Below are 14,690 nucleotides of genomic sequence, written 5' to 3'. Positions count from 1 at the left end.
GTTTAGGTGGGGATATTTTGATTTGCAGGTGGGCTTGCGGGTGCAGAAGTGGGCGTACCAGGTTTGGTTTGCTCTTTCAAAAGATTCTTAGTGCGAATCGTTTCCATTGTTTTTGCATCAAGCGGTTGACCCTTCTGATCGAGTGGGATGACCTCTGGGTTATCCCAAGAACCCTGAATCAAATAATCTGTTTGCATACTGCGATTAATTTGATTGGTAATGAGGTATTGACCTACGACCGCCCCCAGACCAATAATTGGGTTAATCGCAAATGCCGCCAGTGAGCCTGCTGTGGCATCAATTGTTGGGAAGATAGTGATGCGTAAATCTTGAGTTTCTTTGGGCACGTTAATTTGCCCAGTCATTGCAACACGAGCCTGATCCAGAACCATCGTGAATTGCTTAGCTTGTGCAATGCCTTGCGCGACCTCAAAATTGGTATTAATTGAGTTAAATGGGGTGCCTTTGGTGACCAAGCTGCCAAGACTACCTTTTAAGTCCAAGGTAGCAAACCTAAACAAGCTTTGCAGACTCAAAACATCTAATAATTTTGCGCCATCAGAATTGACTTCAAGTAAACGACCTTTAGCAAGGTCAAGGCTAACGGTGCCAGTTAAAGAATCATAATTTGGTGAAAAGGGTGATCCAGACCATGAGAGTGAAGCATTAAGCTTCCCCTCTCCACCTTCTACAGACTTAGAGTTACTCCAATGAGAAATAATTTGTCCGGCATCTTGGATGTTCACATTGGCAGTAAAAGAGCTCTGTTCCGCAACGTTTGGAGTTCTTGCACTCCATTGACCTTTGACGATGGAGTTGCCTTGAGGATTATTAATCTGAATAGAATCGATTTTCACGAGATCCTGGCTGGTTCTCGATTGGATCTTTACCGTACCCAACTTTGCTTTTTTCCAGCTAAAGTCATCAATTACTAAATCTAAGCTGGGAATCGCGTTGGGGTTGACGGGGGTGTTAACTGAAGATGGTTTTTGTGGGCTATCTTCCTTATTGAGTGGATCAGGAGCTATGCGTTGATCTGGCACTTTCAGGCGCGCAAGTTTTCCAGCAATTAGCCCGCTCGGATGATCGCCACTGCTGGGATGCCATTGCACTTGACCAGCAATTTGAGGTGCATTTAATTGGAGTTGCCAGATCCTATTTTTCTTCTGGGACTGCATGCTCACATCAGTCCATTCGCGATCTAGAGCAATTAATTTCTTTACTTGAGCGGATATTTGGACGTCATCCTCGGGGGCGTCAGACGGTTTAGCATCAATCGCTTTATTGGCTGATTTTTTTGCTCCCAAAAATTCTACCCATTGATCAAGATTGAGTTCATTGCTTACTAAGTGAAGCGAACTACCTTGTTGTGGCAATGGTGCCGGCGATCCCACTCCTAAAGCATTTTTTATTTCATTCGCGAAATTGAGATTTCCTTGGAGGAAATATTGATCCCCCAATTTTCCAGACCAATCTGAATGTACTGAACTGTTCTTGCCTGCCGGGTAAGTTTTTAGGCTGAGCTCACCTAGCATAGGGGTTCCCGCTAATTTGTTGGCAGGTGCAGGCGCAGTGCTTACCCAATTGCGCAAATCAAATTTCAGATTGGTTTGACTTCCCGCTTTATTAAAGTTAATCAAGCCTTCATATTTGGCTGATCCGCTCATTGCAGTCAGTAGCGCTGGATGGGTTGAGGATTTTAAATTTCCTGAGATGTAATCTTTGATGAAGCTAGCATTGATATCACCCCTAATGCTGAAGCTAGTATTTCCTGCTGTGGAGGGCGCGCTTACAATTTTCAAGTCTCCACCCAAAAAGTTTGCAGTGATATTTTCAAACTCTGGATTGACCTCAGTAATTCGCACCTTACCCATCAGATTGTTTAATGGAGGAGCTTGTCCCCATTGAGCTTGATTACCGGGGAGGTTAATTTTTGCATCGAAGTGAACATCATCGCTTCCAGACAGCGGAACTTTTAAGTCAAGACCTAGATTAACTGGACCCTTGAGGGTGAGATTTTTAGCTATGTTGACTTGTTTGACGCCCACAGGCGATGCAAATAAGTACTCCAGAATTTCCGAGCCTTCACCTTCGATTGAGCCATTGATGAGTAAGTTTAGGTTTTTAGCGCTGAGATTAGGTATTTGTGATTTGACATTTGAAAGCGCCACTTTTTTATAGTTAGCTTTATCAACATCTACATTCAAGATTGCTTGTTTCATGTCAATGTTGCCGCTGACATTACTAAATGCTTGCCAAACCCCTTGGCTTTTTGGCAGCAGGGGTGCTGGCTTGAATATTGCGGTGGAGAAAGGTAGATGCAAGCTGAGTTCCCCCGCAGTTCCGCTAGGGTAAGGCACTTGATTTGGGTCGCCCTTAATATGTAAAGAGCCATTTTGAATCTCTCCAGCCTCAAACGCCTTACTCAGATAGGCGCGACTATCCCTATCCATTCCAACAGGTAGATAGCGATGCGCTGTTGCTAATTTAGCCTTAACGAATTCCATATCTAGCGTCATTTGATCGGGTTGCTTGGGATCACCAATGAGGTAGCTCAGATCAAAATTGGTGGTGATCTCAGAGTTACTCAACTGCATATTCTTGGCATTAATGAGCCAACCACCTTTTTGCTTGGACCAGCTAATGGAGCCTTTTGCGCGGTCTAATTGAATCTCGGGATCGGATAAAAAATCATGCATCTCCAATTCAAGATTTGTAGAGTCGAGTGTGAAGCTGCCTTGCTTCTGATCGCTGACTAAGCTGCCGGACAAATTTAAAGCTGATGGCATCGATTTGTTCACTCCGGTAAAGCTAATGTCATTGAGCTTTGCGCTGATCGTGTAATCAAGTTTATTGGCGGAAAACCAATTACCTGGAATTGGTAAAGTGGATAGAGCAGATTTTCTTTCAGACCAATTGATATCCAAGTTCTGCAGCTCACCATCTGCTTCAGAAATCTTGATCCACTGATGTATTTTTTTCGGCAGGGGAAGATTGAGTGCGAAGAGTGCAATATCCTCTACTTGTACTTTTGGCGAGGAAAAACCAAACTCTGTGATCTCGCCACCATCCTTAGGGGAGCGCCAGCGGAAAGTAATGGGGCTTAATTTTTCAAGGGGGGCGGTGCTAGGACTGTCAATATTGCGCCATGCTAAAGTTTTTGTTGTGATGGAATTGAGGCCACCATCTGTACCCTGCACTAGATTGGTTTCCAACCTACCGAACTCAAGGGGATCTTCGCCTTGATTTAATTGGACTCGGAGATTATCGGCCGCCAACGAGATTTGCCCACCATTGGCTTTTCCGCTATCGAGTTTTATGCTGCCCTGAGAGTTGACATTGCCACCGAGATCATGGAGTGGAAGGCTAATATCCTTAGAAATATGGCTGAGATTGAGTTCAGTAAGCTCCCATGAAAAGCTTCCGATCCAATCTCGCCAATTACCTTCTTGTCCCCCAAGATGATGAACAAAGTCAGCTTGGAGTTTGATTGGGCTAGCACTCCAAGGTGTTTGTACAAGCAACTGACCTTGATGACTGCGAATGCCATTTTTTAGGTGGATGCTTTGAATGTCAATTGAGGTCTTTAGCTTTCGACTTTGCTGATCTTCCCAAAATATTTTGGCGTCGTTGATTTGTATATCGTTTTGAGCAAACAACCAATTCTCGGCAGAAAAGTCATTCTCTTTGCTATGAATGGGAATTCCGGCAATTGAGATCGCACCTTTTGCATCTCGTTGTGCGTAAAGCTCAATCTGATCAAATGTGATCTCATGAAAATACGGGGCTAAGTGATAAAAAGTTAGCCAGCTAAGTTGCCCATTGATGTTTTGAATAAGCAGGGAAGGGGTCGACGTTTTTGAGTTGTTAAACCTTAATCCCTGAATCGCAAAACTCGGACGAATTCCGGTCCAAGATACTTGTACGTCATCCATCGTGATGTTGGCGCCTAAGCGCGCACTCATCAAATGCTCTAGGGCCGGCTTAGATTTTTCGATCTGAGGCCAGAGAATAAAGCGCACCCCAAGATGGCCAAGTACAAAAAAAGCCACGGTGATACCAGCAAGTATGAGGGCGCGCTTGCGCCAACCGCCGCTAGAACCTGGTGGACGTTTTTGAAGCGCACTTTGTAGGCGAGTCCGGATGATATTTCGAAGCATAGACTCTATTATCCGTCAGCCCTTGCTTGCTCGCCAAGCTTCTGCAGTTTGAATATAGAGTCGGATTAATATAGAGAAATGACTAGCTTTCCTGTCCAAATTGAATTTCTAAAGCAGCACTCCAGCTACGCTCAACGTTGGCTTCATTCTCGCCCTGAATGGGTAGAGTGGCTTCGCTTACAGGGTGCTCGCAAGGTAGATATTGCCGGGATTAAGGATCTATTAACCCCTTGTCAGGATGCTTTAGCTTCTCCAGACCAGGATGAGGCTCAATTTATGGCTGATCTGAGGTTGGCTAGACAGCGTCTCATGCTCTGGATTGCTTTCCGAGATCTCAATGGTATGGCCAGTCTTGGTGAGGTGATGCATGCACTCAGTCACTTTGCTGAGGAGGTAGTAGCACTATCGATTGCCTATATTCGTGAAGATCTAAAGCGTCGCTTTGGTTTGCCTTGGAGCACGGTCACTGATTCAGAGATGCCCTTGATGGTGGTGGGCATGGGTAAGTTAGGCGGCTTAGAACTCAATCTTTCCTCTGATATCGACCTGATCTTTTTGTATGAGCATGAAGGGGATACGCAAGGTGGGCCTAAGAGCCTCTCCTATCACGAGTGGTTTACTCGAATGGGTAAGCGTTTGATAAAACTATTAGCAGAGCATGATGCAAATGGATTTGTATTTCGGGTAGATATGCGCCTGAGACCCAATGGAGATTCTGGCCCTTTGGTCTGTAGTCTCGATATGCTCGAGGAGTACCTCCTAGTTCAAGGCAGGGAGTGGGAGCGCTACGCTTGGATTAAGGGAAGATTGATTGCGCCTTTACCGGAATCACCTGATTTTGCTCATTGTGAGCGGGAGCTTGATCAACTCATTCGTCCTTTTGTCTATCGCCGGCATTTAGATTATGGTGTGATTGCATCCATCCGTGAATTGCATGCGCAGATACAGCATGAAGCTGAGAAACGTTCCTCCAATCATCATGGTCGATCTAGGGATATTAAGTTAGGCCGTGGCGGCATCCGTGAGATTGAATTCTTGGCGCAAATGTTTCAGTTAATGCGCGGAGGTACAGATCCTCGTTTTCGCATTCGCCCTACTCTAGAAGTTTTGGACTTGGTGAAGCAAAAAGAAATTCTGCCTGCTAGTGAAGTAGAGGATCTAAAGGCGGCTTATATATACTTGCGCCGCTTAGAGCATCGCATTCAGGTGTGGGAGGATCAGCAGACACACTATTTGCCCGAGGATGAGGGTGCACGCACTCGCTTAGCAGAGAGCATGGTTGGTCCTAATCAAACTCAAGACCGGAATGCATTCATGTCTGAGCTCGATAAACATCAGGCGGCAGTAGCCCAGTATTTTGAAAAAGCATTTGTGCTTGATGATGCGGCGCGTCTAGACAATACCTCCTTGCCGGCAGGGTGGGAGCCGAACGGCATGCTGTTTCCAGAGTCTGCAACTCGCTGGCTGTCTTGGACTGATAGCTCAAAGCAAAGACAGTTGCCAGAAAAAAGCAGGATCATTTTCAGCAATCTCATTCGTAAGGCTGCGGATAGTTTGCAGGCAGATCAGCCTACAGGAATTAGTGCAGACCAAACTTTGCTTCGCTTTTTTGATTTATTGGAGGCGGTTGCTCGGCGCAGTGCTTATTTATCGATTTTGTCAGAGTATCCGCAGGCGCTATCTAATGTGCTCGCTTTGCTCAAAGCCTCTCAATGGGGTGCGGAGTATTTAACTAGGCATCCCCACCTTTTAGATTACTTGCTTAACTCGCGTACTGAAAAAGCTCTTATTGAGCAACCGGAGCAATATTGGCAGGAAGTAAAAGCCACATTAGAGATGCGTTTGAATGATGTGATGGCTGATGGCGATGGTTCAGAGCAGGCCATGGATATTTTGCGCATTACCCACCACACCGAGACCTTTATTACGCTTTTGGCGGATCTGGGAATTGGCGTTGATCGTGAGCTTTCAGTTGAGAAGGTCAGCGATCATTTATCTGCATTAGCGGACTTAATCTTGCAGACTACTTTTGAGCGCGTATGGCCTAGCGTTGCTAAGAAGTTTGGGTTACCTATTGATGCGACCGCACCATTTGCGGTGATCTCCTATGGAAAGTTAGGCGGTAAAGAATTAGGATATGCCTCGGATTTGGACTTGGTTTTTTTATATCAAGCCGAGGAAACCGATTTTGCTGCTCAAGAAATTTACGCCTTACTAGCCAAGCGCATGATCAATTGGTTAACCGCTTACACATCAACTGGTAGTCTGTTTGAAATCGACACACGTCTTCGTCCAAATGGCTCCGCAGGATTCTTGGTAACCAATGCCGATGCGTTTAAGAAATACCAACTACGTGAAGGTGATAATGCTGCTTGGGTTTGGGAGCATCAAGCTCTCACGCGCGCAAGGTTCTCGGCGGGAAGTAAAGTGCTTGGAGCATTCTTTGATGATGTGCGTTTTGAGGTTTTAAGTCAAAAGCGTGATGTTGATCAGTTACGCCATGAGATTTTAGAAATGCGTCGCAAAGTCCATGCTGGGCATCCAAATCCGACTCCCGACTTTGATTTAAAGCATGATGCCGGCGGCATGGTAGATATTGAGTTTATTGTGCAATTTTTAGTCTTAGCATTTTCAAATACTTACCCACAACTGATTGGTAATTTAGGAAATATCGCCTTGCTACGTATTGCTGGAGAGGCGGGTTTAATTCAAGCTTCGATGGCCCAAGATGTAGGCGATGCTTATCGTCTACTGCGAGCGCGTCAACATCGCTTGCGTTTAGATGGTGCAGAAAAGACGCGGGTAGATTTAGAGTGTGAACCTCAACTGGTTAAGGCAAGAGAAGTGGTGTTGGCTCTATGGCAGGAAATATTCCTTGCGCCATCGAACGCTTGAAAAGCTTAACTTTGCTCTAGTAGTTCTCGAGCATGTCGACGAGTTGTGTCTGTGATCGTTGCGCCACCCAGCATCCGAGCCACCTCCTCAACTCTTTCGGATCTTCCTAGCGGCATAACTTGGGATAGGGTTTTATCGCCCGTCTGTGATTTGCTGACTTTTAGATGGTGATTTCCTTGCGCAGCCACTTGCGGCAAATGGGTCACGCACAGAATCTGATGCGATTCACCTAGTTGACGCAATAACTTGCCAACTGTCTCTGCAACAGCGCCACCAATGCCGGCATCAACCTCATCAAATATTAGGGTTGGGGTAAATGACGCTTTGCTAGTGATGACACTAATGGCTAGGCTGATGCGGGCTAACTCCCCGCCGGAAGCCACTTTTGCTAACGAGCGTGGGGTGCTCCCAGCATGACCTGCAACCAAAAACTCAATTTGCTCAAGACCCTGGGCACTTCCATCTGGAAGGGGTAGCAAAGCAATCTCCAGCTGACCACCCGCCATTGATAGGTCCTGCATCGCAGCGGTAACCTGCTTGCCTAAATCTAGCGCTGCTTTACTACGTTTTTGCGAGAGTTGTTTTGCTTGCTTGAGATAGGCTAATTCTTCTTGTTTCACCTTCTCGCGCAGAGCCTCTATATTTTGAGATGCTGTCAATGCTTCTAAACGTTCAGTGGTATCAAGTAGTAGTTTTGGCAGGTCATCTGCCTCGGTGCGATATTTTCTAGCTGCGCCATGAAGTGCTTGCATACGCTCCTCTACTTCACTAAGGCGGGCAGGATCTAAATCCAGTTTTTGTAAGTAGCGATTGAGGCTGTGTACTGCTTCATCAATCTGAATTTGTGCAGACTCCAGCGCTTGGCTGATTTCACTTAATGATGAGTCATGCTCTGCCAGTGCACTCATATTAGCGCTAGCTTTAGAGAGGGTGGACTCTACAGAGTTATCAGCATCGCTGAGAACATCAATTGCTTCTTGGCAGCCACTGATAATTTTTGCGCCATTTGCTAGGCGAGCATGCTCACTTTGAATGGATGTCCACTCACCTTCTTGTGGAGAGAGCTCGCTTAGCTCTTCTAGCTGCCATTCCAGGCGCTCACGCTCACGTTCAATATCTTGACCAGCATTTTCAGCTTGCTCAAGTTTGCGACGCGATTCATTTAGAGCTTTAAATAATTGAGAAACCTCGACCACAAGATCCATGTGATTCGCATGGCGATCTAGTAGTTCACGTTGCGCGCCACCTTTAAGTAGTAGTTGATGTGCATGCTGCCCATGAATATCGACCAACTGATCGCCCGCTTCACGTAGTTGTGCCAAGGTTGCTACGCTGCCGTTAATGAAAGCGCGGCTACGACCATTTACCTCTACAGTTCTTTTGAGCAGAAGACTTTGCCCATCATCTTCAAGTGGAAAGCCTTGCTCATCAAGCCATTGACTAAAGTATTGAATTTGCTGTGAATCTATTCTAAAGAGAGCGCTAATTTCGGCGCGATTGCATCCCTCACGTATCTGGCTGCTATCTGCACGCTCACCCAATACCAGGCTGAGGGCATCCAAGAGAATGGATTTACCGGCACCTGTTTCACCGGTGAGGACTGTAAAACCTGAGGAAAGATCTAGTTCTAACTGATCAACAATGACAAAGTCACGAAGCGATAGTGTTTGAAGCATGACCTAGCGTACCTAAAAGTTCGACATCAGAATGTCGATGGATACTCATTCCAATGTAACTTCTCTCGCAAGGTTTTGTAGTCACTGTGACTGCGAGGGTGAAGTAGTGTGATGGTTTTTTTGGATTGACTGACTTCAATGATGTCGCCTGATTGCAAATTAGTCTGTGATTGCATATCGAAGTTCACAATCACTTCCCTACCGTCGACTACCTCGATGCTCACCACAATATCTTGTGGCAATACGATAGGGCGATTAGATAATGAGTGTGGGGCAATTGGGGCTAACAGAATTCCGGCTACGCGTGGATGCAAAATAGGCCCGCCAGCAGAAAGTGCATAGGCAGTTGAGCCAGTGGGGGTCGATACGATCAAGCCATCAGAGCGCTGGTTGTACATAAACGAGCCATTGACGCGCACTGCGAGTTCGACCATTCCAGAAATTCCGGAACGATTCACAACTACATCATTTAAGGCGAGTGCCTGATTAATCTGTTTGCCATTGCGCATGACAACTGCATCGAGCAGGGTTCTCGTGTCAGCTTCATATTCACCGGCAATAATTTGCGGCAAGACTGTTTGAACATTTTGGATTGGGATATCAGTCATGTAACCCAGGCGACCCATATTGATGCCAACCAGGGGGACTTTGCTGCCCGCCAATTGACGGCCAATGCCAAGCATCGTGCCATCGCCACCCAAAACAACTGCTAGATCAATGGCATCCGAAAACTCCTCGACCTTTTTGACTGGGTAGGTAGTTAGCCCCAGATGGCTTGCAGTAGCGCTTTCAACATAGACCTCACAACCTTGTTCGCCCAGCAGGCTAGCTAGGTCCTTGAGGCGTTCTTGCATGCCGTCAGCCTGATATTTACCGACGAGCGCAACCCGGCTAAATGCCTTTTTGCTGGAATTTGGGGATGGGCTTAACATATAACGATTAAACCATACGCATAAAATCCCTTCCACTATGGATGATCGCTCCCGCGCCTTACTGAAAACCCTCATCGAGCGGTATATCGAAGAGGGGCAGCCTATTGGCTCACGCACCCTATCTCGATTCTCTGGACTGGATCTTTCTGCGGCCACGATTCGTAATGTGATGGCTGATTTGGAAGAAATGGGCCTAGTCACTAGCCCTCATACTTCTGCCGGTCGCATCCCAACCCCAAGGGGCTATCGCCTCTTTGTAGACACGATGGTGACGGTTCGGCCCCTAGAGGAAATCGCCACTCGGGAGATGGAGAAAGGGCTTTTGCCAGATTCTCCACAGAGGGTACTGAACTCCGCTGCCCAAATTTTGTCTAATTTGACCCATTTTGCTGGGGTGGTGATGACGCCGAAGCGGGCTCAAGTCTTTAAACATATCGAGTTCTTACGACTGGGTGAAGGCAAGATCCTGCTCATCATGGTGACCCCTGAGGGTGACGTCCAAAACCGTATCCTTCCAACCACCCAGGACTACACCCCTAGTCAGTTGGTAGAGGCGGGCAATTACATCAATACGCAGTTCGCAGGCAAGAGTTTTGCTGAGGTGCGTGCGCATCTGGCCTCCGATCTAGATAACCTGCGCAGCGATATCTCTGGCTTGATGGCCTTGGCGCTGCATAGTGGGGTTAGCGACTACGGCATGGGCCAGGGGGACATGTTGCTGTCAGGTGAGCGTCGCCTGCTCAATGTTGGCGATCTCAGTACCAATTTAGACAAGTTGCGTAAGATGTTCGACATGCTGGAGCAAAAGTCAGTACTGATGCAGTTGCTAGATGTATCTAGTCATGCTGATGGTATTCAGATCTTTATTGGGGGCGAAAGTGATTTGCTACCTTATGAAGATTTGGCTGTCATCAGCGCGCCATACAGTGTGGATGGGCAGATTGTTGGAACACTTGGAGTAATTGGCCCTACTCGCATGGCATACGATCGGGTGATTCCGATCGTCGACATCACCTCTAAGTTGTTATCGGGTGCATTGAGCTCCCCGATAGGATCGTGACAGTAATTTTTTTGTTTTCTTCTTAACTAAACGGATCTTCCTTGAATCAAAATCCCCACTTACGTCCTTCTAAGACAGCAGTGCTATTGCTGAACTTGGGTACTCCTTCCGCGCCAACTGCTAAAGCGGTGAGGGCTTATCTCAAGGAATTTCTATCCGATCCACGCGTTGTAGAAATTCCTCGCATTATTTGGTGGTGCATTTTGAATGGCATTATTTTGCCGATTCGTAGCGGTGCCTCAGCCAAGAAATACGCCTCCATTTGGTTGCCAAAATTAGGCTCCCCCTTGATGCATTACTCGCGCCTACAAGTAAAAGAGTTGGGCGAGAAATTTGCGAATCATGGTGAAGTGGTATTAGTAGATTTAGCCATGCGCTATGGTGAGCCTTCTACACAGCAAGCCTTAGAAGCCTTGCAGACACAGGGTATGGAGCGCCTCTTGTTGTTACCCCTATATCCACAGTACTCAGCCACAACCACTGCATCCAGTTTTGATGAAGTGTTTCGTGTTCTTGGAACTTGGCGCAATCAACCTGAGCTGCGTTTGGTAAAGCACTATCACGATAATCCTGCTTACATTAGCGCGCTGCGCGACCAAGTATTAAGCGCATGGGATAAAGATGGGCGACCAGATTTTGCTACTGGTGATCGTCTTGTGATGTCTTTCCATGGCTTGCCAAAGCGCAATTTAATGAAGGGTGACCCTTACCATTGTGAGTGCTTAAAAACTGGTCGCTTACTTGGCGAATCTTTGGGTCTAGAGCCTGGTCAATATCTCGTTACTTTCCAATCTCGCTTTGGTAAAGCTGAGTGGCTCAAGCCGTACACTGCCCCGATGATTGAGGAGCTTGGCAAAAAGGGTTGCAAGCGAGTGGATATTTTTTGCCCCGGTTTTCCGGCGGATTGCTTGGAAACTCTAGAGGAGATTGCCATGGAGGCGCGCGAGATCTTCTTGGAGCATGGCGGTAAAGATTACCGCTATATTCCTTGTCTCAATAGCAATCCAAAATGGATTGATGCGATGTACGACATTGCCCAGCAGCATTTATCAGGCTGGAGTCTGGGTGTCGAATCTGATGCGGTGTTGAAGGAACGTGATCGACTGGCTGAATTGGCTAAAGCCAGAATTGCTTAAATGCCGTCACACTTGAAATTACCTGAATCAGCCCCATATCATTGAGAAGTAGCCATTCTGATAGAAAAGTGAATTTGTACCCATGACCCAAGAAAATCAAAATCCATCCCCTGAGCAAGAAAATATTGAGCCGCTTGCTCAAGCGGAGGGTGGCGCTGATACGGCGCCTGCATCTGATGAAGTGAAGACTCCAGAGCAAGAGATTGCCGAGTTAAATCAAAAGCTAACGGAGATGCAAGATAACTATCTTCGAGCCAAGGCTGAAGGTGAAAATATTCGTCGTCGGGCTGCTGAAGATGTCTCTAAGGCACATAAGTTTGCGATTGAGAGTTTTGCCGAGCATCTCGTGCCGGTTACCGATAGTCTCTATGCCGCCTTGAATGCAGAGGCAGTAGATGCCAAAGCTTTTAAAGAGGGCTTGGAAATCACCCTAAAACAGCTACTTTCCGCCTTTGAAAAGGGGCGCATGACGGAGATTAATCCTGCTGTAGGTGACAAGTTTGATCCGCACCATCACCAGGCAATTGCTTCAGTGCCATCTGATCAAGAGCCCAATACTGTGGTTTCAGTGCTTCAGAGGGGGTATTCCATTGCTGATCGTATTCTGCGCCCAGCCCTGGTAACCGTGAGCGCACCCAAATAAGCCTTTAAAACCCCTAAATTGGGGGTTTATGATGAAAAAGGACATAAAAAAGGCAAATTTCTGCCTTTTTTGCATTTTGAGCCCTTGAATTCCCTCTTTTCAACCCCATTTATTGAATATCGAATTATTCGCAATATTACGAAATTACACACAACTTAATTTTTTGGAGCCATTATGGGAAAGATTATCGGAATTGACTTGGGAACCACGAACTCGTGCGTTTCAGTTGTAGAAAACAATGCACCTAAAGTTGTCGAGAACGCCGAAGGCGCCCGCACAACCCCATCCATCATTGCTTACGTTGAAGACGGCGAAGTATTGGTTGGCGCACCTGCAAAACGCCAGTCAGTTACCAATCCTAAAAACACCATCTACGCAGTGAAGCGTTTGATGGGTCGTAAGTTTACTGATGCCGAAGTGCAAAAAGACATCGGTTTAATGCCTTACAAAATTGTTCAAGCAGACAATGGCGATGCTTGGGTTGAAGCGCGCGATAAAAAAATGGCGCCACAACAAGTATCAGCAGAAATTCTGCGCAAGATGAAAAAGACTGCCGAAGATTATCTCGGCGAAGAAGTGACTGAGGCAGTGATTACTGTTCCTGCTTACTTCAACGATAGCCAACGTCAAGCTACTAAAGATGCAGGCCGTATTGCTGGTTTAGATGTGAAGCGCATCATTAATGAGCCAACCGCTGCTGCATTGGCTTTCGGCTTGGACAAGCAAGACAAAGTGGATCGTAAGATCGCCGTGTATGACTTGGGTGGCGGTACATTCGACGTATCCATCATTGAAATTGCAAACGTGGATGGCGAGAAGCAGTTTGAAGTGCTCTCTACTAACGGTGACACTTTCTTGGGTGGTGAAGACTTTGACCAACGCATCATTGATTGGATCATTGCTGAGTTCAAGAAAGAGCAAGGCGTAGATTTGAGTAAAGACGTATTGGCATTGCAACGTTTGAAAGACGCTGCTGAAAAAGCCAAGATCGAATTGTCATCTGCACAACAAACAGAAATTAATTTGCCATATGTAACTGCTGATGCAGGCGGTCCTAAGCATTTGAACTTGAAGCTGACTCGCGCTAAGTTGGAATCTTTGGTGGAAGAGTTGATCAACCGTACTGCTGGCCCTTGCTTAACAGCAATCAAAGATGCTGGTGTAAGCGTTGGCGATATCGACGACGTGATTTTGGTTGGTGGTCAGACTCGTATGCCTGCTGTGCAAGACAAGGTAAAAGAGATTTTTGGTAAAGAGCCACGTAAAGACGTGAACCCAGACGAAGCTGTTGCTGTTGGTGCTGCGATTCAGGGATCCGTATTGTCTGGCGATCGTAAAGACGTATTGCTCTTGGACGTTACCCCGTTGTCACTGGGTATCGAAACCTTGGGCGGCGTAATGACCAAGATGATTCCGAAGAACACAACTATTCCTACTAAGCATTCACAGGTTTACTCTACAGCGGAAGATAACCAACCAGCAGTAACCATTAAGTGTTTCCAGGGTGAGCGTGAGATGGCTGCTGCCAACAAATTGCTCGGTGAATTTAATTTGGAAGGTATTGCTCCAGCGCAACGCGGTATGCCACAAATTGAAGTGACTTTTGATATCGATGCCAATGGTATTTTGCACGTAGCTGCAAAAGACAAAACGACTGGTAAAGAGAACAAAATCACCATCAAGGCAAACTCTGGTTTGACTGAAGAAGAAATTCAACGCATGGTGAAAGATGCTGAAGCGAATGCCGATGAAGATAAAAAAGCATTGGAATTGGTCACAGCGCGTAACACTGCAGATGCTTTGGCGCATTCAACTAAGAAAGCTTTAGAAGAGCATGGTTCTGCTCTAGAGGCTTCTGAGAAAGAAGCAATCGAAGCTGCCTTAAAAGAATTGGATGAGGCCATCAAGGGTAGTGATAAAGCTGCCATTGAAGCTAAGACTGAAGCTTTGGGTAAAGCAAGTCAGAAGTTGGGCGAAAAGGCCATGGCTGCTGAACAAGCTAAAGCTGGTGGCGCTGCACCTGGCGCAGCTCCTGGTGGTGCGCAAGCAGCTGCTCCAGATGCTGACGTAGTAGATGCGGATTTCAAAGAAGTGGATGATAAGAAGTAATCCCTTCATTGAGAGCCATTTAACGTAGTTTAGAAGTACTTCAATAACAAGTCGGCCTCGAGCCGACTTGTGTCATTCA

Annotated in this window: 8 protein-coding genes; 5 read left to right on the top strand and 3 right to left on the bottom strand. The window is 46.5% G+C overall.

Annotated elements, in window-relative coordinates; genetic code table 11:
- Positions 1-2: 2 nt before the first annotated feature.
- On the bottom strand, positions 3-4,160 hold the full coding sequence (locus tag FD975_RS08710; RefSeq protein ID WP_215301945.1) for a YhdP family protein: 4,158 nt from the start codon (positions 4,158-4,160) through the stop codon (positions 3-5).
- Positions 4,161-4,238: 78 nt separating this feature from the next.
- Between FD975_RS08710 and glnE the strand changes: the two genes are divergently transcribed.
- On the top strand, positions 4,239-7,055 hold the full coding sequence (gene glnE, locus FD975_RS08705) for a bifunctional [glutamate--ammonia ligase]-adenylyl-L-tyrosine phosphorylase/[glutamate--ammonia-ligase] adenylyltransferase (RefSeq protein WP_215301943.1): 2,817 nt from the start codon (positions 4,239-4,241) through the stop codon (positions 7,053-7,055).
- A 5-nt stretch (positions 7,056-7,060) separates the two neighbouring features.
- Here the strand turns inward: glnE and recN are convergent, their stop codons facing one another.
- Together recN and FD975_RS08695 are read right to left on the bottom strand one after the other, a co-directional pair.
- Positions 7,061-8,731 carry a DNA repair protein RecN gene (gene recN / locus FD975_RS08700; RefSeq protein WP_215301941.1) on the bottom strand — a complete coding sequence of 557 codons (1,671 nt, stop codon included), beginning with the start codon at positions 8,729-8,731 and terminating at the stop codon, positions 7,061-7,063.
- 26 nt (positions 8,732-8,757) lie between these two features.
- Complete coding sequence (locus FD975_RS08695) at positions 8,758-9,663, bottom strand: NAD kinase (RefSeq protein WP_215301939.1); 906 nt, start codon at positions 9,661-9,663, stop codon at positions 8,758-8,760.
- A gap of 37 nt (positions 9,664-9,700) precedes the next feature.
- Between FD975_RS08695 and hrcA the strand changes: the two genes are divergently transcribed.
- From hrcA to dnaK, 4 genes are all read left to right on the top strand, one after another.
- The gene (gene hrcA / locus FD975_RS08690; RefSeq protein ID WP_215301936.1) at positions 9,701-10,723 is read left to right on the top strand and encodes a heat-inducible transcriptional repressor HrcA; all 1,023 of its coding nucleotides are present in this window, start codon (positions 9,701-9,703) and stop codon (positions 10,721-10,723) included.
- 41 nt (positions 10,724-10,764) lie between these two features.
- Positions 10,765-11,859 carry a ferrochelatase gene (hemH, locus tag FD975_RS08685; RefSeq protein ID WP_215301933.1) on the top strand — a complete coding sequence of 365 codons (1,095 nt, stop codon included), beginning with the start codon at positions 10,765-10,767 and terminating at the stop codon, positions 11,857-11,859.
- 82 nt (positions 11,860-11,941) lie between these two features.
- Positions 11,942-12,502 (top strand): nucleotide exchange factor GrpE, encoded by a 561-nt coding sequence (grpE, locus tag FD975_RS08680; RefSeq protein WP_215301931.1) that lies wholly within the window; start codon positions 11,942-11,944, stop codon positions 12,500-12,502.
- Positions 12,503-12,676: 174 nt separating this feature from the next.
- Positions 12,677-14,611: a molecular chaperone DnaK gene (gene dnaK, locus FD975_RS08675; RefSeq protein WP_215301929.1), complete on the top strand. Its 1,935-nt coding sequence runs from the start codon at positions 12,677-12,679 to the stop codon at positions 14,609-14,611.
- Positions 14,612-14,690: the final 79 nt, after the last annotated feature.

The organism is Polynucleobacter sp. AP-Jannik-300A-C4, from assembly GCF_018688335.1.
Classification (GTDB): Bacteria; Pseudomonadota; Gammaproteobacteria; order Burkholderiales; family Burkholderiaceae; genus Polynucleobacter.
This window is presented reverse-complemented; position numbering and strand designations above follow the sequence as displayed.

Bases quoted from the DNA above. Each gene is read 5' to 3' on its own strand.
- FD975_RS08710 (WP_215301945.1), bottom strand. From the start codon at position 4,160: ATGCTTCGAAATATCATCCGGACTCGCCTACAAAGTGCGCTTCAAAAA.
- glnE (WP_215301943.1), top strand. From the start codon at position 4,239: ATGACTAGCTTTCCTGTCCAAATTGAATTTCTAAAGCAGCACTCCAGC.
- recN (WP_215301941.1), bottom strand. From the start codon at position 8,731: ATGCTTCAAACACTATCGCTTCGTGACTTTGTCATTGTTGATCAGTTA.
- FD975_RS08695 (WP_215301939.1), bottom strand. From the start codon at position 9,663: ATGTTAAGCCCATCCCCAAATTCCAGCAAAAAGGCATTTAGCCGGGTT.
- hrcA (WP_215301936.1), top strand. From the start codon at position 9,701: ATGGATGATCGCTCCCGCGCCTTACTGAAAACCCTCATCGAGCGGTAT.
- grpE (WP_215301931.1), top strand. From the start codon at position 11,942: ATGACCCAAGAAAATCAAAATCCATCCCCTGAGCAAGAAAATATTGAG.
- dnaK (WP_215301929.1), top strand. From the start codon at position 12,677: ATGGGAAAGATTATCGGAATTGACTTGGGAACCACGAACTCGTGCGTT.